Origin of the sequence: Nocardioides bruguierae (assembly GCF_023554635.1) — a bacterium.
In the GTDB taxonomy this organism is placed as follows: domain Bacteria; phylum Actinomycetota; class Actinomycetes; order Propionibacteriales; family Nocardioidaceae; genus Nocardioides; species Nocardioides bruguierae.
Window position 1 is genome coordinate 110,145 of sequence record NZ_JAMJPH010000010.1, and the last position, 20,087, is coordinate 130,231.

Annotated in this window: 19 protein-coding genes; 13 read left to right on the forward strand and 6 right to left on the reverse strand. The window is 73.5% G+C overall.

The window, feature by feature from the left end; translation table 11 throughout:
- Together M8316_RS07030 and M8316_RS07035 are read left to right on the forward strand one after the other, a co-directional pair.
- The gene (locus M8316_RS07030) at positions 1-360 is read left to right on the forward strand and encodes an iron chaperone (RefSeq protein WP_250053201.1); all 360 of its coding nucleotides are present in this window, start codon (positions 1-3) and stop codon (positions 358-360) included.
- Positions 361-463: 103 nt separating this feature from the next.
- Positions 464-1,573 (forward strand): GuaB3 family IMP dehydrogenase-related protein, encoded by a 1,110-nt coding sequence (locus tag M8316_RS07035; protein ID WP_250053203.1) that lies wholly within the window; start codon positions 464-466, stop codon positions 1,571-1,573.
- Between the two features lie 48 nt (positions 1,574-1,621).
- Here the strand turns inward: M8316_RS07035 and M8316_RS07040 are convergent, their stop codons facing one another.
- Positions 1,622-2,557 carry an endonuclease domain-containing protein gene (locus M8316_RS07040; protein WP_250053205.1) on the reverse strand — a complete coding sequence of 312 codons (936 nt, stop codon included), beginning with the start codon at positions 2,555-2,557 and terminating at the stop codon, positions 1,622-1,624.
- Positions 2,558-2,695: 138 nt separating this feature from the next.
- On the opposite strand from M8316_RS07040, the gene M8316_RS07045 reads away from it, so the two are divergent.
- The 6 genes from M8316_RS07045 (at position 2,696) to guaA (ending at position 10,235) form a co-directional block, all read left to right on the forward strand.
- Positions 2,696-3,490 carry a carbon-nitrogen hydrolase family protein gene (locus M8316_RS07045; RefSeq protein ID WP_250053207.1) on the forward strand — a complete coding sequence of 265 codons (795 nt, stop codon included), beginning with the start codon at positions 2,696-2,698 and terminating at the stop codon, positions 3,488-3,490.
- Positions 3,487-4,356, forward strand: a complete 870-nt coding sequence (locus M8316_RS21020; protein ID WP_250053209.1) for a GNAT family N-acetyltransferase — start codon at positions 3,487-3,489, stop codon at positions 4,354-4,356. The genes M8316_RS07045 and M8316_RS21020 overlap by 4 nt, the downstream gene beginning before the upstream one ends.
- On the forward strand, positions 4,353-4,823 hold the full coding sequence (gene rnhA / locus M8316_RS07055) for a ribonuclease HI (protein ID WP_250053211.1): 471 nt from the start codon (positions 4,353-4,355) through the stop codon (positions 4,821-4,823). Before M8316_RS21020 ends, rnhA begins: the two co-directional genes overlap by 4 nt.
- 83 nt (positions 4,824-4,906) lie before the next feature.
- Positions 4,907-6,538, forward strand: coding sequence for a succinic semialdehyde dehydrogenase (locus tag M8316_RS07060; RefSeq protein WP_250053213.1), 1,632 nt, complete (start codon positions 4,907-4,909; stop codon positions 6,536-6,538).
- On the forward strand, positions 6,535-8,268 hold the full coding sequence (locus M8316_RS07065; RefSeq protein WP_250053216.1) for a GMC family oxidoreductase N-terminal domain-containing protein: 1,734 nt from the start codon (positions 6,535-6,537) through the stop codon (positions 8,266-8,268). Before M8316_RS07060 ends, M8316_RS07065 begins: the two co-directional genes overlap by 4 nt.
- 338 nt (positions 8,269-8,606) lie before the next feature.
- Positions 8,607-10,235: a glutamine-hydrolyzing GMP synthase gene (gene guaA, locus M8316_RS07070; protein ID WP_250053218.1), complete on the forward strand. Its 1,629-nt coding sequence runs from the start codon at positions 8,607-8,609 to the stop codon at positions 10,233-10,235.
- A 73-nt stretch (positions 10,236-10,308) separates the two neighbouring features.
- Here guaA and M8316_RS07075 read toward each other — a convergent pair whose 3' ends face one another.
- A complete protein-coding gene (locus M8316_RS07075) occupies positions 10,309-10,782 on the reverse strand; it encodes a LapA family protein (protein WP_250053220.1) in 474 nt (157 codons plus the stop codon).
- A gap of 415 nt (positions 10,783-11,197) precedes the next feature.
- Between M8316_RS07075 and M8316_RS07080 the strand changes: the two genes are divergently transcribed.
- Positions 11,198-11,809, forward strand: coding sequence for a CBS domain-containing protein (locus M8316_RS07080; protein WP_250053222.1), 612 nt, complete (start codon positions 11,198-11,200; stop codon positions 11,807-11,809).
- Between the two features lie 142 nt (positions 11,810-11,951).
- Here the strand turns inward: M8316_RS07080 and M8316_RS07085 are convergent, their stop codons facing one another.
- The 3 genes from M8316_RS07085 to M8316_RS07095 form a co-directional block, all read right to left on the reverse strand.
- Complete coding sequence (locus M8316_RS07085) at positions 11,952-12,095, reverse strand: GPGG-motif small membrane protein (RefSeq protein ID WP_250053224.1); 144 nt, start codon at positions 12,093-12,095, stop codon at positions 11,952-11,954.
- Between the two features lie 93 nt (positions 12,096-12,188).
- The gene (locus M8316_RS07090) at positions 12,189-12,650 is read right to left on the reverse strand and encodes a DUF5709 domain-containing protein (protein ID WP_250053227.1); all 462 of its coding nucleotides are present in this window, start codon (positions 12,648-12,650) and stop codon (positions 12,189-12,191) included.
- A gap of 127 nt (positions 12,651-12,777) precedes the next feature.
- Positions 12,778-13,848: a mechanosensitive ion channel family protein gene (locus M8316_RS07095; RefSeq protein WP_250053229.1), complete on the reverse strand. Its 1,071-nt coding sequence runs from the start codon at positions 13,846-13,848 to the stop codon at positions 12,778-12,780.
- A gap of 136 nt (positions 13,849-13,984) precedes the next feature.
- Here M8316_RS07095 and xylB point away from each other — a divergent pair, with 136 nt between their 5' ends.
- Entirely contained in the window at positions 13,985-15,370 is a 1,386-nt protein-coding gene (gene xylB, locus M8316_RS07100) for a xylulokinase (RefSeq protein WP_250053231.1), read from the forward strand.
- A gap of 60 nt (positions 15,371-15,430) precedes the next feature.
- Here xylB and M8316_RS07105 read toward each other — a convergent pair whose 3' ends face one another.
- Positions 15,431-16,636: an ROK family transcriptional regulator gene (locus M8316_RS07105; protein WP_250053233.1), complete on the reverse strand. Its 1,206-nt coding sequence runs from the start codon at positions 16,634-16,636 to the stop codon at positions 15,431-15,433.
- Positions 16,637-16,820: 184 nt separating this feature from the next.
- On the opposite strand from M8316_RS07105, the gene M8316_RS07110 reads away from it, so the two are divergent.
- The 3 genes from M8316_RS07110 to M8316_RS07120 are packed head-to-tail and all read left to right on the forward strand — an operon-like array spanning position 16,821 to position 19,998.
- Positions 16,821-17,927 (forward strand): substrate-binding domain-containing protein, encoded by a 1,107-nt coding sequence (locus M8316_RS07110; RefSeq protein WP_250053235.1) that lies wholly within the window; start codon positions 16,821-16,823, stop codon positions 17,925-17,927.
- Positions 17,927-18,742 (forward strand): ATP-binding cassette domain-containing protein, encoded by an 816-nt coding sequence (locus M8316_RS07115; RefSeq protein WP_250053237.1) that lies wholly within the window; start codon positions 17,927-17,929, stop codon positions 18,740-18,742. The genes M8316_RS07110 and M8316_RS07115 overlap by 1 nt, the downstream gene beginning before the upstream one ends.
- Positions 18,739-19,998 carry a sugar ABC transporter permease gene (locus M8316_RS07120; RefSeq protein ID WP_250053239.1) on the forward strand — a complete coding sequence of 420 codons (1,260 nt, stop codon included), beginning with the start codon at positions 18,739-18,741 and terminating at the stop codon, positions 19,996-19,998. The genes M8316_RS07115 and M8316_RS07120 overlap by 4 nt, the downstream gene beginning before the upstream one ends.
- Positions 19,999-20,087 lie beyond the last annotated feature (89 nt).

The window sequence follows — 20,087 nt, forward strand, 5'->3', positions numbered from 1 at the left end:
ATGACGACGGACCCGCGCGTCGAGGAGTACCTGGCCGGTCTGGCCGGCCTCGACCCGCGGGTCCTGCCACGTGTGGAGCAGGTCCGCGCGATCGTCGCGGAGCTGGTGCCCGAGGCCGTCGAGGCGCTCTCCTACGGGCTGGTGGGCTGGAAGCTGGACGGCAGGCCCCTGCTCTACGTCGGCGGGTTCGCCCGGCACGTGGGGCTCTACGCCACGCCCGCCGGGCACGAGGCGTTCGCCGAGGAGCTGTCGCGGTTCAAGCAGGGCAAGGGGTCGGTGCAGCTTCCGCTGACCGAGGACCTGCCCGTCGACCTCGTGCGCCGGATCGTCGCGTTCCGCGCCGAGCAGGTACGCGGCTGAGCCCTCGCCCGGCCGGACCAGGGGCCGAGCGCCGAGGCGTTCACGTGCCGGACGCGCTCCCGCCGCTTCGGGGGGAGAGGGCCCGCGCTTGTAGTCTGCTCGGGTGAGCGAGATCCAGATCGGGCAGGCCAAGCGCGCCCGTCGCGCCTACTCCTTCGACGACGTCGCCATCGTGCCCTCGCGGCGCACGCGTGACCCCGAGGAGGTCTCGACGCACTGGCAGATCGACGCGTACCGCTTCGACATCCCCGTGATCGCCGCGCCGATGGACTCCGTCATGTCCCCGGCCACCGCGATCGCGATGGGCAAGTTCGGCGGCCTCGGCGTCCTCAACCTCGAGGGCCTGTGGACGCGCTACGAGGACCCGACCTCCCTGCTGGCCGAGGTCGCCGGGCTGGAGGGCCGTGAGGCCACGCGCCGCATGCAGGAGATCTACGACGAGCCGGTGAAGGCCGAGCTCATCACCGAGCGGCTGCGCGAGATGCGTGCCGCCGGGGTCACCGTCGCCGGCTCGCTCTCGCCCCAGCGCACCAAGGAGTTCGCCAAGACGGTCGTGGACGCCGGCGTCGACATGTTCGTCATCCGCGGCACCACCGTCTCCGCCGAGCACGTGTCCAGCCAGGCCGAGCCGCTGAACCTCAAGGAGTTCATCTACGAGCTCGACGTGCCGGTCATCGTCGGCGGCTGCGCGACCCACCAGGCCGCGCTGCACCTGATGCGCACCGGCGCCGCCGGCGTCCTCGTGGGCTTCGGCGGCGGCGCCGCCCACACCACCAAGACCGTGCTCGGCATCGCCGTGCCGATGGCCTCGGCCGTCGCCGACGTGGCCGCCGCCCGCCGCGACTACCTGGACGAGTCCGGCGGCCGCTACGTGCACGTGATCGCGGACGGCTCCATCGGCCGCTCGGGCGACATCTCCAAGGCGATCGCCTGCGGCGCGGACGCCGTCATGGTCGGCTCGCCGTTCGCCCGCGCCACCGACGCGCCCGGCCACGGCTTCCACTGGGGCACCGAGGCCCACCACCCCGAGCTGCCCCGCGGCACTCGCGTGCAGTTCGAGACGGTCGGCACGATGGAGGAGATCCTCTTCGGCCCCAGCCACGTCGCCGACGGCACGATGAACCTCATCGGCGCCCTCAAGCGGTCCATGGCCACCACCGGCTACACCGACCCCAAGGAGTTCCAGCGCGTCGGGGTCGTCCTCGACGTCTGAGACTTGGTGGGTGCGATCACTGGCGTCTGGTGCCAGTGATCGCACCCGTCACGGGCATCGCGGGCAGCGGGCGGTCCTGCCGGTCCACCCGCGCGCCCGCAGCACGCCGGCCAGGGCCTCGGCGGTGGTGCACGGGTCCCGGACGACCTGGGACCAGCCCAGACGGACGGTGACCAGCCCCTGCTCGAGCGAGGCGAGGTCGCGCTGGAGGTCTCGTGCGCGGGCTCGGGGGTCGTCGTGGAAGGCTCGCCCGTCGAGCTCGACGACCACGCCCCACCTGGTGAGCTCGACGTCGCGGTACGTGAGCCCGACCCGGGAGACCGCCCGACGCTGACGGTCACCGACGGGCAGCCCGTGCGCTCGTTGGACGCGGTGGAGGAACTCCCGCTCCAGCACCGAGGACGTGCCGGCCTCGATGTCGGTCAGCAGCGCGGCGATCTCGGCGCGGTGGCGCAGGGTCGGTGCGGCACCGACCTCGGCCAGCACACGCTGCGCCGTCGTCCGGCGGGTGTGCAGGAGGTCGGCGAGGAGCGTGAGCCGGTGACCCAGGTCCACGGCGAGGTCGGCGGCCTCGACGGCGGCGTCCTCGAGGCTCACCCGGGGCGGCGAGGTCCGCGGCTGGACCCGGGCGTCGAACTGTCGTGACCGCGTCACGGACACCCCCGGGACCTGCCGCCGGGTGCTGGTCCGGTGCGGCACGAGGACGTGGGCCGGGAGGCCGGCAGCACCGGGCAGCGCGGACTCCCGGTGCAGGGTGGCTCGGGGGAACAGCAGCACGGCGGCCCAGAGCCGCTGCTCGGCGGTAGGCGGCCCCGTGTCGAGCCGGTAGACGCCGGCGTGCCACCGGTGCAGCTCCCCGCGGCGGAGCATCCGGCGCACGTCGTCCTCGCTCGCCCCCAGCTCGGCGAGCTGGCGCCTGGCCACCACGCGGGGTTGCTGGATGGTGAGCAGGCGGCGCAGCCCTGGGTCGCGAGTGTCGATCACCCCCTGGCTCCTGCCCGCTCGGGGCCATCCGTGCACCAGCACCCGGTGCGCCTGTGGAGGAGTGCCTTGGTGGGTGCGATCCCTGGCAGCTGGTGCCAGTGATCGCACCCACTGAGCGTGAGGTGGCAGGCTGGCCGCATGACGAGGCTGGTGGTGGCCGCGGGGCAGGCGGTCCCGGTGGTGGGGGACGTGGCGGCCAACGTGGCGCGCGCGGCGGAGATGACCCGGCAGGCGGCCGCCCGGGGCGCCCGGCTGCTCGTGCTGCCGGAGGCCTTCCTCACCGGCTACGAGCCGCGCGCCTTCGAGGACGCGGACGCCCTGCCGCACGAGGACGACCTGGCCGGCGACCTGCTGGCCCCGCTGCGGGCCGCGGCGGCCGCGGCCGAGGTGCACGTGCTGGTCAGCACCCCGCTGCACCGGTCCGACGGGTCGGTGACGCTGAGCCTCGTCCTCGTCGGTGCGGACGGCGCCGCGCACGCCGCCTACGACAAGCAGCACCTCGACCCCACCGAGCGCGCCTGGTTCGCACCCGGCGGCCCGGGCACCTCGGTCGTGGAGGTCGACGGCGTGCCGCTGGGTCTCGCCATCTGCTACGACTCCCGGTTCCCCGAGCACGCGGCCGCCGCCGCCGAGGCGGGCGCGCTGGCCTACGTCGTCTCCGCCGCCTACCTGGAGGGCTCGACCCGGGGCCGGGACGTGGCCCTCGCGGCCCGCGCGCTGGACACCGGCACCTACGTGGTCATGGCCGGCGCGCTGGGGGAGTGCGGCGGCGTCCCGATCACCGGGGGCTCGTCCGTGTGGGGCCCGGAGGGCCACCTGCTCGCCTCGGTGGCGGACGACGACGGGGCGCTGGCCCTGGCGGTGCTCGACAGCGACGTGGTCGCCGAGGTGCGCACGCGCCAGACGATGCACGTCGACCGGCGCCGGTCGTGAGGTCTCCGCACGGGGCCGGTGACGCGGCCGGGGGAGTGCCCGCCGACGTGCTCGCGCACCTGGACCTGGTCGCCCGGGACGACGCCGACGTCCACGAGGTCGGCCCGTTCACCCAGTTCGTCGGCCGCGGCGCCTGGGGCTACTACGCCCGGCCGCGGCTGGGCACCACGCACCCCTTCACCGCCGACGACGTGCGTGCGCTGGCCGCGGCGCAGACCCGGCTGGGCAGCAGCCACGACCTGGAGTGGGTCGCCGAGGAGGCGCCCACCCTGGAGGCGGCGGCGCGCGAGGCGGGTCTGCACGTCGACCGGCACCCGCTGCTCGTCCTCCCGCCCGGGGTCGAGCCGGTCGCCCCCGCGACCGACCTCGAGGTGCGCCTGCTCGGGGCGGACGACGCCGACCTGCCCGCGGTCCACGCCTGCATCAGTCTCGGGTTCGCGACGCCGGGCACCGCCGTGGGCGAGGCCGGGGCCGTCGAGCGCGACCAGCGGGCCGCCGGTCCGCAGCACTCGCTCGACCAGGTGCGCGGCATGCTGCGCGCCGGCACGCGCGTGCAGGCCGGCGCGTTCGACGTCGGCGGGGTCGGTGGGGTCGGCGCGGTCGGCGGGGGAGCGCACCACCCGGTGCAGCGCGACGGGGTCAGCGCCACCGAGATCGTCGGCGTCGCCACGCTCCCGGCCTCCCGTCGCCGCGGCGCAGCCGGCGCCCTCACGGCCCTGCTCGCCCGGCACGCCCGGGCCGCCGGCGTCCGCACCGTGTTCTGCTCCGCCAGCGACGAGGCCGTGGCGCGCGTCTACGAGGCCGTCGGCTTCGTGCGGGTCGGTACGGCGCTGGCGACCACGACGTGTGAGGATCGCGCCCCGTGAGCGAGACCAGCCCCCACCCGGACGACGTCGTGACCGTGCACACCGACGGGTCGTGCGCGCCGAACCCGGGGCCCGGCGGCTGGGGTGCGCTGCTGCGCCAGGGCAGCCACGTCAAGGAGCTGTGCGGGGGAGAGCCCGGCACGACCACCAACAACCGCATGGAGCTGATGGCGCCGATCATGGCGCTGCGCGCGCTCAAGCGCCCGTGCCGGGTGGAGATCTACACCGACTCCTCCTACGTGCGCGGCGGCATCACCTCGTGGATGCGGTCGTGGAAGAAGAACGGCTGGAAGACCTCGGCCAAGCAGCCGGTCAAGAACGAGGACCTGTGGCGCGAGCTGGACGAGGAGTGCGGCCGCCACGAGGTGAACTGGCACTGGGTCAAGGGCCACGCGGGGGACGCCGGCAACGAGGCCGCCGACCGGCTCGCCAACCGCGGCCGCGAGGAGGCCGTGCGCGGCGCGTGAGCCGCCACGACGACTCCCGCCGCAACTGAACGATTGTCAACAAGGGGCTCGTCAGCGAGACGGACGTCACCTACCCTCGGGTCATGACCGCCCCCCACGGTGACTCCCACCCGCGTCCCGGCGACCCCCTGCTGGACGGCCCGCACGACCCCGAGCACGACCCCCGTGCCGCCTACGTGCTCGAGCCGAGCCACGTCGCCCGGCTCACCTCCCGCGTGGTGAGCACGACCGGTCGCACGGCCGAGGTCCGCAGCCCCGTCAACGACGCCCCGCTGGCCCACGTGCCGCAGTCGAGCGAGGCCGACGTGGCAGAGGCCTTCGCCCGCGCCCGGGTCGCTCAGGCCGCGTGGGCGAGGACGACGGCGCAGCACCGCGCCGCCGTCCTGCTGCGCTTCCACGACCTCGTGCTGGAGCGCGCGGACGAGATCATGGACCTCATCTGCTGGGAGTCCGGCAAGGCGCGCATCCACGCCTACGACGAGCCCGCCCACGTCGCGCTGACGGCCCGCTACTACGCCCGCACCGGCGCCGCCACGCTCGCCCGCAGGCGCGCCCCCGGCGTGGTGCCGGGGCTGACGAAGGTCGAGGTCAACCGGGTGCCCAAGGGCGTCGTCGGCGTGATCAGCCCGTGGAACTACCCGTTCACCATGGCGATGTGCGACGGGCTGCCCGCGCTGATGGCCGGCAACGCCGTGGTGGCCAAGCCCGACGCCCAGACCATGCTCACCGCCCTGCTCGGCGTCGACCTCCTCGAGGAGGCCGGAGCACCGCCCGGCCTGTGGCAGGTGGTGGCCGGGCCGGGCGCGGAGGTCGGCGGCGCGATCGTCGAGCGCGCCGACTACGTCTGCTTCACCGGGTCCACGGCCACCGGGCGGCGCATCGCCGCCGGCTGCGCGGAGCGGCTGATCGGCTGCTCCCTGGAGCTGGGCGGCAAGAACCCGCTCATCGTGCTGCGCGACGCCGACGTGGAGCGTGCGGCGGAGGGCGCCGTCCGCGCGTGCTTCTCCAACGCCGGGCAGCTGTGCGTCTCCACCGAGCGGCTGTTCGTGGCCGACCAGGTCTACGACCACTTCGTCGAGCGGTTCGTGGCCCGCACCCAGGCGCTCTCGCTGGGCGCGGGCACCGGCTGGGGCGTCGACATGGGCTCGCTGACCTCGGCCGACCAGCTGTCGAAGGTGGCCGCCCACGTCGAGGACGCGATGGCGCGCGGCGTCACGATCCTCACCGGCGGTCGGCACCGCCCCGACCTCGGCCCCTACGTCTTCGAGCCCACGGTGCTGGAGGGCGTCACCCCCGACATGGCCTGCTTCGCCGAGGAGACCTTCGGCCCGGTCGTGGCGATCCACCGGTTCACCGACGAGGCCGACGCGATCGCCCGCGCCAACCAGGGCGAGGAGGGGCTCAACGCCGCCGTCTTCGGCCGCGACACCGCGCACGCCCGCGAGGTCGCCCGCCAGGTGCGGTGCGGCACGGTCAACGTGAACGAGGGCTTCGGCGCCACGTTCGCCTCCATCGCGGCGCCGATGGGCGGCATGGGCACCAGCGGCCTCGGCCGTCGCCAGGGCGCCGAGGGCCTGCTCCGCTTCACCGAGGCGCAGTCGGTGGCCACCCAGCGCGTCATGCCGATCGCCCCGGCCTTCGGGCTCGACGACCGGCGCTACGCGCAGGTCATGACGGGAGCCCTGAAGGTGATGAGGAAGCTGGGGCGCGCATGAGCGGGCAGCCCGGGGTCGAGACCGGCCTCGACGCCGACGTGATCGTCATCGGCTCCGGCTTCGGTGGCTCGGTCGCCGCGCTGAGGCTGGTGGAGAAGGGGTACCGCGTCCTCGTCCTGGAGGCCGGCGCGCGCTTCGAGGACGACGACTTCTCCTCGGGCACCTTCGACCTGGCGCGCTACCTGTGGGCGCCGGCCCTGGGCTGCTACGGCATCCAGCGGGTCGAGGCGCTCAAGGACACGATGATCCTCGCCGGAGCGGGCGTCGGCGGCGGCTCGCTCGTCTACGCCAACACCCTCTACGAGCCCCCGCAGGCCTTCTACGACGACCCGCAGTGGCGCGACCTGACCGACTGGCGCGAGGAGCTCGCGCCCTACTACGACCAGGCCAAGCGGATGCTCGGCGTCGTCACCAACCCCGAGACCACCCCGGCCGACGAGGTGATGCGGGACGTGGCCGAGGAGATGGGCGTCGGCGAGACGTTCCACCCCACGCCGGTCGGGGTCTTCTTCGGCGGGCCCGGGCAGGACCCCGACACCGCCGTGCCCGACCCGTACTTCGGCGGCGAGGGCCCGGACCGCAACCCCTGCCGCAGCTGCGGGGAGTGCATGAGCGGCTGCCGGCACAACGCCAAGAACACGCTGGTGAAGAACTACCTGCACCTGGCCGAGAAGAAGGGCGCCCGCGTCCTGCCGCTCACCACGGTCACCCGGATCACCGAGCGTGCCGACGGCGGCTACGACGTGCACGTGCGCTGGACCAAGGCGCGCCGCGCCACCCGCGCCACCACCCGGGTGCTCACCGCCGGCCAGGTGGTGATGGCCGCGGCCAGCCTCGGCACCCAGAAGCTGCTGCACCGGATGAAGGACGAGGGGCACCTGCCGCGCCTCTCGGAGCGGCTGGGCCACCTCTCGCGGACCAACTCCGAGTCGATCCTCGGCGCCATCGCGCCGAAGGGCGGCGACGTCGACTACTCCCGCGGCGTCGCGATCACCTCCTCGTTCCACCCCGACGCCGACACCCACATCGAGCCCTGCCGCTACGGCCACGGGTTCAACGCCATGTCGATGCTCCAGACGGTGCTCACCGACGGCGACGGCCCGGCGCCCCGCTGGCGGACGTGGCTGGGCGAGCTGTGGAAGCAGCGGCGCAGCGTGGGCGACCTCTACGACCTCGCGCACTGGTCCGAGCGGTCGGTGATCGCGCTGGTCATGCAGAGCCTCGACAACTCGATCACGACCTACGGCAAGCGCGGCCCGTTCGGCTGGTATATGACCTCCAAGCAGGGGCACGGCGCCCCCAACCCGACCTGGATCCCGCTGGCCAACGACGCCGTGCGGCGGATCGCCAAGCGCGTGGGCGGCACCCCCGGCGGCACGGTGGGGGAGCCGTTCAACCGGCCGCTGACCGCCCACTTCATCGGCGGCTGCGCGATCGGCGGCACGGCCGAGACCGGCGTGGTGGACGGCTACCAGCGGGTCTTCGGGCACCCCGGTCTGCACGTGGTGGACGGGTCGGCGATCAGCGCCAACCTCGGGGTGAACCCGTCGCTGACCATCACTGCACAGGCCGAGCGGGCGCTGGCCCTGTGGCCGAACAAGGGCGAGGCCGACCCGCGCCCGGCGCTCGGTGCGGGCTACGCCCGGGTCTCGCCGGTGGAGCCGGTCTCGCCGGCGGTGCCGCCGTCCGCGCCCGCGGCCCTGCGGCTGCCGATCGTCGGGGTGTCCTGAAGGGCGCGGTCGGCGCTGGTCCAGACCGGCGGGGCCGGGTGGCGGCGCCCCCGTGACCCGCCGGTGCCACGGGCGTTGAGCCGGTCGACCCGGCATGCTCCCTCCCGAATGTCGCCGGGTCGTCCCCTGGTCCAGGCACCGTCCCCAGCACGGTGCGTGGACCGGTCAGGGCCCGGCCACTTTCTCCCTCCCCGGCCGGGCCCTGACGCATCCGGAAGCGGGCACCGGGCGCCGCCGGGGGTGCGCCCGGCGCCCGTCTCGGCGACGCGTCGTGACCGCGGGTGTCCAGGGGTCTCGCCGGTGCAGGGCGGACGGCGGCCCACGGCTAGGATCGCGCCATGAGCGAGGCCCCCACCACAGCGGTGACCCCGGAGCACGCCCACGACGAGCACGACCTCGTGCTGGTGGTGGACTTCGGCGCCCAGTACGCCCAGCTGATCGCCCGTCGCGTGCGCGAGGCGCGGGTCTACTCCGAGATCGTGCCGCACACGATGCCGGTCGAGGAGATGCTCGCCCGCAAGCCTGCGGCGATCGTGCTCTCCGGCGGCCCGAGCTCGGTCTACGCCGACGGCGCGCCCGGCATCGACGCGGCCCTGTTCGCCGCCGGCGTCCCCGTCTTCGGCATGTGCTACGGCTTCCAGCTGATGGCGGCGGGGATGGGCGGCGAGGTCGCCGCGACCGGCGCCCGCGAGTACGGCCGCACCCCGGTCACCGTCACCGACGGCGGGACGCTGCTGGCCGGCGTGCCCGCCGAGCACAAGGTGTGGATGAGCCACGGCGACTCCGTCACCGGTGCCCCCGCGGGCTTCTCCGTGCTGGCCTCCACCACCGTCACCCCGGTGGCCGCGTTCGAGGACCTCTCGCGCCGCCTCGCCGGCGTGCAGTGGCACCCCGAGGTGCTGCACTCCGAGCACGGTCAGACCGTGCTCGAGCACTTCCTGGTCGACATCGCCGGCTGCCGCCAGACCTGGACGATCGGCAACATCGCCGAGGAGCAGATCGAGCGGGTCCGCGCCCAGATCGGTGAGCGTGGCAAGGCGATCTGCGGGCTCTCCGGTGGCGTCGACTCCGCCGTGGCCGCCGCGATCGTGCAGCGCGCCATCGGCGACCGCCTCACCTGCGTCTACGTCGACCACGGGCTCATGCGCGCCGGCGAGACGGAGCAGATCGAGCGGGACTTCGTGGCCGCCACCGGCGCCCAGCTGGTCGTCGTGGACGCCGAGAAGCAGTTCCTCGACGCCCTCGCCGGCGTCACCGAGCCCGAGGCCAAGCGCAAGATCATCGGCCGCGAGTTCATCCGCACGTTCGAGGCCGCGCAGGCCGACATCCTCGGCAGCGACCCGGCCGCCACCGTCGGCACCGAGGAGGACGGCAAGATCGCCTTCCTCGTGCAGGGCACGCTCTACCCCGACGTGGTGGAGTCCGGCGGCGGCGCGGGCACCTCCAACATCAAGAGCCACCACAACGTCGGCGGCCTGCCCGACGACCTCGAGTTCGAGCTCGTCGAGCCGCTGCGCGAGCTGTTCAAGGACGAGGTGCGTGCCGTCGGCGCCCAGCTCGGCCTCCCGGACGTGATCGTCCAGCGCCAGCCGTTCCCCGGCCCCGGCCTGGGCATCCGCATCATCGGCGAGGTCACGCGCAGCAACCTCGACATCCTCCGCGCCGCCGACAAGATCGCCCGCGAGGAGATGACCGCCGCGGGCCTCGACGGCGACATCTGGCAGATGCCGGTCGTGCTGCTCGCCGACGTCCGCTCCGTCGGCGTCCAGGGCGACGGCCGCACCTACGGTCACCCGATCGTGCTGCGTCCGGTCACCTCCGAGGACGCCATGACCGCCGACTGGGCGCGCCTGCCCTACGAGGTGCTCGAGACCATCTCCACCCGGATCACCAACGAGGTGCCCGAGGTCAACCGCGTGACCGTGGACATCACCTCCAAGCCCCCGGGCACGATCGAGTGGGAGTGATCGCTCCCTGACGCGCGAAGGGCGCCCCGGCCAGGCCGGGGCGCCCTTCGCACGTGCGGGGCCGGGGGAGCGGTCAGCGGGCGGCCTTGGCCTCCGCCTTCGCGGCCTTCTTCCGCTGGCGCTCGCGGGCCTTGGCGCGGCGCCGCAGCTGCATGATCCGCAGCGAGCCGCCGAGCGCGGTGAACAGGATGCCGGCGGCGAACGCCACCAGGATGACGACGGCCACCGGGAACGAGCCGGAGAAGGACAGGAACGTCACCGTGGTGGCTGCGGTGTTCTGCGCGACGAAGATGACGACCAGGATGAGCACCAGGCCCAGGCCGACGGTCGCGGCGTAGAAGGCGCCGGTGCGGGAGCCGCGCATCGGGTCGCGGTCCGGGTGGTCCTCGGCCGGGCGCGCGGTGGGCTCGTGCTCGTGCGGGTCACGCGTGGCCGGCGGGGTGCCGTCCGTCGTGGGCTGCACCTCGGTGCCGGCCTCGGGGGTGCCGGGCTCGTGCTGGGTGGGCGCGTCGGTCGACGCGGTGGTGGGGTCCTGCTCGTTGCTCATCGTCTCTCCTCGTGCGTGCGCACCCCTCCTGCCCGGAGCGGGCCCGCGCAAACTCCGGGCGCGGCACAGTCTCGCGTCCTCGACGCTAGTGCGTGGCGGGGGCGCTCCGGACACCCGACCGGTGGGTGGGTCGCCTGCTCGCGGCCGGCCCGCGACGTTCGCCTGCCGTTCGACTGCCGGGCACCTGGTCCAGACGGGTGGCAGGGGATCAGTGACAGATCTGCGGACGCTCGCGTACAGTTCCTCTTGAACCGCTGGTGACCCGAGACGCCAGCGGTTCTCTACTTTTCCGGCACCCCGTCGGGCCTGCCGGCCCGGGGGCCGCCGAGGCCCCTGGCCAGGTCAGGCCGCTCGCCGCCGCGGACCGGGACGTTCGCCCCTCCGGCCCCCGCCCCGCCGGGAGCAGCATGAAGTCATGCTGGTCCACGAGGTGATGACGTCCCGCCCGATCTCCATCGGCCCCCGCACGCGCGTGAAGTCGGCCATGCGGCTGCTGGCGACGAACCGCCTGACCAGCCTCCCGGTCGTCAGCGCCGAGGGGCGCCTCGTCGGCATCGTCAGCGAGGCCGACCTGCTGCGCGACGCCCTCACGCCCGACGCGCGGGCCCGGCTGTGGCCCACGCACACCCCCGCCTCGTCCTGGGACGCCCAGGTCGACGACCGGCCGGCGTACGTCGAGGAGGTCATGAACACCCACGTGCTCACCGTGCACCCCAGCACCGACCTGGCCGTCGCCGTGGAGCTGCTGACCACCACGGGCGCGAAGTCGATGCCGGTGCTCGACGCCCACGACCGGGTCGTCGGCATCATCTCGCGCAGCGACGTGGTCCGGGTGCTGGCGCGCAGCGACGCCGACCTGGAGCGCGACCTGGACGCGGAGCTCCTCCAGCTGGGGCACCCGGACTGGCTGGTCGAGGTGCACGAGGGCGTGGCGCTCGTCGAGGGCCCCATGGGGCCGGGCGAGCGGGCGCTGGCCGAGCTGGCCGGCCACGACGTCCCCGGCGTCACCGAGGTGCACGTCCTCTAGGAGGCGCGGAGTTGCCCCGAGCACGCCCCGGACACGACGAGGCCCCGGACGCTGCACAGCGTCCGGGGCCTCGTCGCGGACGACGGTGGCACACCGGCGTCCTGTCTCCCGCGTGCGGCATCGGGCGCCGCACGCGGGCAGGTCACGTGAAGAGCGAGACACCGCCCGGGCCGACCAGGAGGCCGACGATGACGAGCACGACGCCCCAGAGGATCTGGCCCCTGAAGAAGTTGACGATGCCCGCGACCACGAGGATCACGGCCAGGATCCACAGGATGAACTCCATGCTGATACTTCCTTTCGGTACCCGGGGGCTCCCTGTCCCCGGGGGGGTGCGGCACCGCCGGGTGAGGCGGGCCGCGGTGCGGACGAGCTCCCCTCAGCCGTCCGCGAGGTCGTCGGCGGGGTCCTCCACGACGTGCACGGCCGCCTCCTCGGCGGACGCGGCGGCGCCGTCGATGCCCACGTCGTCGCCGACGAGGTCCTTCTCGGTGTCGGCGGCCAGGCCCTCGTCGGGCGCCACCAGGCGCCCGGCGCGCTCGTCGCCCACCTCGCCGTCGGCGAGGTGCTCCGTCTCGGAGATCTCGGTCGACTCGGCGTACGGGTCGGGCTCGGGGACCTCCTGCTCGACGCGCTGGTCGAGGGTCTCCCCGGTGGCCTCCTCGTAGGCGGTCGTGCCGTGGTCCTGCGCCGTGGAGTACTTCTCCGGCGGCGAGTACCCGCGGTCGAGGGCGTCGGCGACGTCGTCATCGGCCAGCGTGTCCTCGGTGGGCAGCTGGTCGCTCTCCTCGACGGAGTGACCCTCGTAGGTCTCCTCGATGTCGTGCGGTCCGGTGCTCATGGCTCCGACACTAGGGCCGCGAACGGGCCCCTCCACTCACCCCGGCGGGCACACCCGGGAGCAGGGTTTGGCGTGCCCGCCGCCTGGATACGACCAGGTCAGAGGTGCTGTCACCAGGCGGACGCGGTCAGGCCTGGTGTGACGCCGGCGGCTCGCCGACACCCGGGGGAGTGAGCATCACGCGCTGGGTCGGCAGGCCCTCCGGGTTGTGCTCGCGCACCCAGCGGATCAGCCCCTCACGCACGTGGCAGCGCAGGTCGTAGAGCGTCGGCGCGTCCACCGCGGTGACGAGGATGCGCACGTGCACCCAGCCGCCGACGGCGTCGGTGATCTGGAAGTGGCCGACGCGGCCGTCCCACATCGCCCCGGCGTCCTCCAGGAGCGGGGTCAGCGCCTCGCGCATGCCCAGGGTGTCGACGCGCCAGTCGAGGTCGAACTCGACGGTGCCCATGAGCTCCGAGGACTTCCTGGTCCAGTTCTGGAACGGGTTGGAGATGAAGTACGTGGACGGCAGGATCAGCCGCCGCTCGTCCCAGATCCGCACGACCACGTAGGAGAGCGTGATCTCCTCGATCCAGCCCCACTCGTTCTCCACGATCACCGCGTCGTCGACCTTGATCGCGTCGTTGAAGGCGAGCTGGATGCCGGCGAAGACGTTGGCCAGCGTCGACTGCGCGGCCAGGGCCGCGACCACCGAGATGAGGCCGGCCGAGGCCAGCACCGAGGCCCCCAGCGCGCGGACGCCCGGGAAGCTGAGCAGGATCGCGCCGACCGCGATGATCACCACCACCGCGACGGTGAGGCGACGGATCAGCAGGATCTGGGTGCGGACGCGGCGGGCCACCCGGTTGTCCTTCACGTCCGTGCGGGCCCGGCCGAGCGTGAGGTCCTCGAGGAAGAGCAGCACGCTGGTCAGCAGCCAGGCGCCGACGCCGATCGAGACGATCCGCAGCGCCAGCTGGGCGAAGGTCCACCACCAGTCCGAGTCGTCGCGCGGGGTGATCGAGTGCACCCACCCGGTCACGCTCAGCACCACGACCATGACCCGGAACGGCTTGCGGCACGCGTCGGCGAGCCAGGTGGCGGGCTTCCACCTCCTCCCGGCGACCGTGAGCACGACCCGGGCGCCGATGATGACGGCGAGCCCGAGGAGGGCGAAGACGAGAGCGGCGACCAGGGCGTCGACGAGATCCGGCATGCGCCCCATCGTCGCGGTGCCACCCAAGCGCCCGCGAGCGCCCGTTCGGGCATGGTCGGTGTGCGGGTGGCCGACATCACGCGCCCGCCTCGACCTCACGTTGACCGAGGTCACACCGCCGGGTTGACTGGCGCGCGTGGCCATCGTGATGGGAGTCGACTCCAGCACCCAGTCGACCAAGGTCGTCCTCGTCGACGCGGACGACGGCACCGTGCTCGAGCAGCGGTCGGCACCGCACCCCCCGGGCACCGAGGTGGACCCGCGGGCCTGGCTGGCCGCCTTCGACGAGGCCTCCGCCGGGCTGCTCGAGCGCGCCGAGGCCGTGGCGGTGGCGGGGCAGCAGCACGGCATGGTGGCGCTGGACGCCGCCGGCGAGCCGGTGCGCGACGCGCTGCTGTGGAACGACACCCGCTCCGCCTCGTCCGCGGTGGACCTGATCGCCGAGATGGGCGGCCCCGCGGCGTGCGCGCAGGTCACCGGCTCGGTGATGGTCGCCTCGATCACCGCCTCGAAGCTGCGCTGGATGCGCGACCACGAGCCCGAGAACGCCGCGCGCACCGCCTCGGTGCTGCTGCCGCACGACTACCTCTCCGCGCACCTGGCCGCGTCCGGCACCGAGCCGTTCACCGACGCCGGCGACGCCTCGGGCACCGGCTACTTCGCCACCGCCGAGGGCCGCTGGCGCCCGGACCTGGCCGCTGCCGCGCTGGGCCACGAGGTCGCCCTGCCCCGGGTCGTCGGGCCCGGCCAGGTGGCCGGTCGCACCGCCGCGGGGCAGGTGCTGGCCGCGGGTACCGGGGACAACGCCGGTGCGGCGCTCGGGCTGTCGCTGGCCACCGGCGACGTGCTGCTCTCCGTCGGCACCTCCGGCGTGGCCTCGACGATCAGCTCCTCGCCGATCGCCGACCCCACCGGCACCGTGACCGGCTTCGCCGACGCGGCCGGTGGCTTCCTGCCGATGGTCACCACGATCAACGCCGCGCGCATCCTCGACCTCCAGGCCGTCTGGCTGGGGGTCGACGTGCACGCGCTGGCCGACCTCGCGCTCCAGGCCCCGCCGGGGGCGAACGGCGTCGTGCTCTCGCCCTACTACGGCGGTGAGCGCTCACCGAACCGCCCCGACGCCGTCGGGACGTGGACGGGCCTGCGCTCCACCACCACCCGCGCCGACCTGGCACGCGCCGCCTTCGAGGCGCTCGCCTGCAGCCTCGCGGACGGCGTGGAGCAGCTGTCGGCCCTGAGCGGTCGGGACGCCGGCAGGGTGCCGCTCGTCGGTGGCGCGACCCGCAGCCCCGCGCTGCAGCAGATCCTCCCCGCCGTCCTCGGTCGCCCGGTCGAGCTGCCGCCGCCGGGGGAGTACGTGGCCCTGGGCGCCGCGCGCCAGGCCGCCTGGGCGCTGTCGGGCGCGGACGAGCCGCCGTCGTGGCCGATGCCCGGGCTGCAGGTGCTCGAGGCAGAGCCGACCCCCGCCGTCCGGGAGGCCTACCTCGCGCTCAAGGCCGCCGTGGAGCCCTGGGCTTGATCGCTGGGCCTGATCGCTGGGCCTGATCGTCGGGCCGGACCCGGGCCGGACCCGGGAGCCTCAGACCACCTCGGCCAGGTCCACCTGCTCGGCCGCCACCAGCAGGCTGCCCAGCAGGCTGGCGCGCTCGCCGAGCGACCCGACGGCGACGGGGGTGAGCGCGACGGCGTCCAGCGCGTGCCGACGCAGGCCGATCCGCGCGCTCTCCAGGACCAGCTCGCCGGCCTGCCCCATGCGCCCGCCGATCACCACGATGGCGGGGTTGAAGAGGTTGACGATGCTCGCCAGGGCCCAGCCGAGGTGCAGGCCGGCGTCCTCGATCGCGCGTCGGGCGGCGACCGAGCCCTCCTCGGCGGCGCTGACGATCTGGGGGAACCCGGCGTCCGGGAGCTGGCCGGCCATCATCTGCTGGACGGTCTGGATCGAGGCGTAGGCCTCCAGGCAGCCGCGGCTGCCGCAGCGGCACAGCGGGCCCTGCTCGTCCAGCGTGAGGTGGCCGATCTCGCCGGCGCTGCCGCTGGCGCCGCGGAAGAGCTGGTCGGCGACGATCAGCCCGCCGCCGACGCCGTGGCTGATCTTGACGAAGAACGAGCTGTGCAGCCCTCGGGCGACCCCGAGCCGGTGCTCGGCGAGCGCGCCCAGGTTGGCGTCGTTCTCCAGGGTCACGGGCACCGAGAACGCCGCCCGGGCGGCCGCGAGCGCGTCCACGCCCTCCCAGCCCGGGAAGATGTTGGCCGACCCGACGCTCTGGCCCTGGATGGGCGCGGCCAGGCCCAGCGTGACGTGGCGCAGCGGGGCCTGCGGCACCTGGCCGAGCAGCGCCTCCAGCGTCGACCGCGCCGCCGCGAGCGCGCGGCCGTGGTCGGGCTCGGGCGCGAGGGCCACCCGCTCGGAGACCAGGAGCCTCCCGGAGAGGTCGCCGACCGCGACGGCCACGTGCTCGTGGCCGAAGTCGACCCCGGCCACGTACCCGGCCGTGGGGGAGAGACGGACGACGGACCCGCGACGCCCACCGCCGGCCAGGGTCTCCAGCACGCCGGCGGCGGTGAGGTCGCGGACGATGTTGGAGACTGTCGCCGGCGCCAGCCCGGTCTCGCGGGCCAGGCTCGCCTGGGAGAAGGCAGTGGGCGGCACCGGTGCGTCCTCGGCGGACGCGCTGCCGTCCGCGACCGCGTCGTCGTCCACCGCCAGCCGACGCAGGACGTCGAGCACGCGACGTCGGTTCGCCGTCCGCAGGGAGGACGGGGAACCAGGAGCCTGAACCATGAGCGAACTGTGACGCACGTCTCTCCTTCAAGCAAGCCGCAACGTTCAACACCTGAACGTTAGTCGCCGAGAGAGCGGTAGCAAGGTCGTTATGCGTTCACGTCTTGACGAATATCGATGTGACGGCCAACACTCCTCCTGGGCGCCGGGTCGTGGTGCCCGTCACACGAAGGAGTTCTCTGCCTTGACCAGTCGTCTTTCCCGTCTCGCCCTCATCGGGGCGACCGTGGCGCTCGGCGCCAGCACCTTCGCCGCCTGCGGCGCCAACGAGGCCACCACCGACTCGGGCTCCGGCTCCGACTCGGCGTCCGGCGCCACCATCGCGCTCCTGCTGCCCGAGTCGAAGACCACTCGCTACGAGGCCTTCGACAAGCCGCTCTTCGAGGCGGCCGTGGCCGACCTCTGCTCCGACTGCACCGTCGACTACTACAACGCCGACCAGGACGAGTCGAAGCAGCAGCAGCAGCTCACCACCGCGCTGAACGCCGGCGCCTCCGTGATCGTCCTCGACCCCGTCAACGGCGCCGGTGCCACCGGGATGGTCTCCGAGGCCCAGGGCCAGGACGTCCCGGTCATCGCCTACGACCGGTTCATCGAGGGCGCGGACTACTACATGTCCTTCGACAACGAGACCGTCGGCAAGATGCAGGCCGAGGCCCTCGTCGACGCCATGGGCGGCTCCGGCGACATCCTCATGCTCAACGGTGCCCCGTCCGACCCGAACGCCGCGCAGTTCAAGGCCGGTGCCCACTCGGTGCTCGACTCCACCTCGGGGGTGACCATCCTCGAGGAGTACGACAACCCCGACTGGAGCCCCGAGAACGCCCAGCAGTGGACCACCGACCAGCTGAGCAAGTACGACCCCTCCGAGGTCGCCGGCGTCTACGCCGCCAACGACGGCCAGGCCGGCGGCGTCGTCGCGGCCTTCACCGGCTCGGGCGTGGCCCGCGACGCGCTGCCCCCGATCACCGGCCAGGACGCCGAGATCGCCGCGATCCAGCGCATCCTCGCGGGCGAGCAGGCCATGACCATCTACAAGCCGATCCCGATCGAGGCGGAGACCGCCGCCGAGATCGCGGTCGACCTAGCCACCGGCGCGGACGTCCCGGACACCACCGACACCGGGGTCGACCAGTCGACCTACAACGACGTGGCGTCGTTCATCTTCACGCCCATCGCGGTGACCCAGGACAACGTGGCCGACACGATCATCGCCGACGGCTTCTACTCCGCCTCCGACATCTGCACCGGCGACTACGCCGCCGCGTGTGAGGCGGCTGGCATCTCCTGATGACCACCGCTGCTGCGCCGGTGAGGGAGAGCGTGCTCTCCCTCACCGGCATCAACAAGAGGTTCGGCGCCGTCCAGGCGCTGACGGACGTCCACCTGGACGTGGCGGCCGGCGAGGTCGTCGCGCTGGTGGGCGACAACGGCGCGGGCAAGTCGACCCTCGTCAAGGTCATCTCCGGCGTCTACCAGCCCGACGAGGGCGACATCACCTTCGCCGGCCGCAAGGTCACCGTGGGTGGCCCGAGCGAGGCGCAGGCCCTGGGCATCGCCACCGTCTTCCAGGACCTCGCCCTGTGCGACAACCTGGACGTGGTGGCCAACCTGTTCCTCGGTCAGGAGAAGCGCCGCGGGGGTCTCATCGACGAGGTCGAGATGGAGAAGGAGTCGTGGCGCCTGCTGCGCACCCTCTCCGCCAAGATCCCCTCGGTGCGCATCCCGATCGCCGGGCTCTCGGGCGGTCAGCGCCAGACGGTCGCGATCGCCCGCTCGCTCATCGGCAACCCCAAGGTGGTCATGCTGGACGAGCCGACCGCGGCCCTGGGCGTGGCCCAGACCGCCGAGGTGCTCAACCTCGTCGAGCGGCTGCGCGAGAACGGTCTCGGGGTCATCCTCATCAGCCACAACATGGCCGACGTCCAGGCCGTCTCGGACCGCATCGCGGTGCTGCGGCTGGGCCGCAACGCCGCGGAGTTCGTCACCAAGGAGACGAGCACCGCCGAGCTGGTCGCGGCCATCACGGGCGCCTCGGACAACGTCGTCACCGCTCGCGCGGCGCGCACCGGCGCCGCCGACGGTTCGAAGGGAGGCCCGGCATGAGCCAGGCACCGACCGAGCCCACCGCCTCGTCCGTGGCCGCGGACGCCTCCGACGAGCGGCTGATCCAGAGCCAGGGCATCGGGGGCGTCCTGTCCGGCTTCGTCAACCGCGTGCGCGGTGGCGAGCTGGGCATGCTCCCGGTGATCGTGGGCCTGATCGTGATCGCGATCGTCTTCCAGCTCAACGAGCCGACGTTCCTCTCCTCGCGCAACCTGGTGTCGATCACCCAGTTCGCCGCCCCCGTGGGCGTCATCTCGCTGGGCATCGTGCTGGTCCTGCTGCTGGGCGAGATCGACCTCTCGGTGGGCTCCGTCTCCGGCTTCGCGGCCGCCTCCATGGCCGTCCTGATGGACTCCCGTGGCTGGGACCTGCTGCCGGCGCTGCTCGTCGGCATCCTCGTCGGCACCGCGATCGGCTGCCTCTACGCGCTGCTGTACACGTGGATCGGCGTGCCGAGCTTCGTGTTCTCGCTGGCCGGCCTGCTCGCCTTCCAGGGCGCGCTGCTGTTCGTCCTGGGGGACAAGGGCACCGTGGTGCTCCCGCAGGACTCGGCGCTGCGCAGCTTCGCCCGCGAGAAGTTCCTCTCCGACGGACAGGCCTACGTCCTGCTCGTGGTGATCGTGGTCGCCTACGTGGTCAGCAACCTGCTGACCATCCGGCGTCGGCGGGCCGCGGGCCTCACCCCGCCGTCCCTGCCCCTGGTGCTGGTGAAGGCCGGCCTGCTCCTCGTGGGGCTGGGCTACCTCACCTACTACCTCGGCATCGACCGCGGCTGGTCGTACCTGCCGGTGCTCTTCGCGCTGCTGGTCTTCCTCGTGGACCTCGCGCTGCGGCGCACCACCTGGGGCCGGCACGTGTTCGCCGTGGGCGGCAACGAGGAGGCGGCCCGCCGCTCCGGCATCCGGGTGCCGGCGATCTACGTCTCCGTGTTCGCGCTCTGCTCCACCTTCGCGGCGCTCGGCGGCATCCTGATCGCGGGCCAGCTCACGAGCGTCTCGCAGAGCTCCGGCACCACCGACACCAACCTCACCGCCATCGCGGCGGCGGTCATCGGTGGCACCAGCCTCTTCGGCGGCCGCGGCTCGGCCTGGTCGGCGATGCTCGGCATCGTGGTGCTCCAGTCGATCCAGTCGGGGCTGAACCTGATGAACGTGGACTCCTCGGTCCGCTTCATCGTCACCGGTGCCGTGCTGCTGCTGGCGGTGGCCATCGACTCGGTCTCCCGCAAGGCACGCACCAGCTCCGGGCGCGGCTAGCGACGCGCACCGGTCCCCGGCACGAGCACGACAACGACGACGAGGGCCGGGTCGGCAGGGAGACCTGCCGGCCCGGCCCTCGTCGCCGT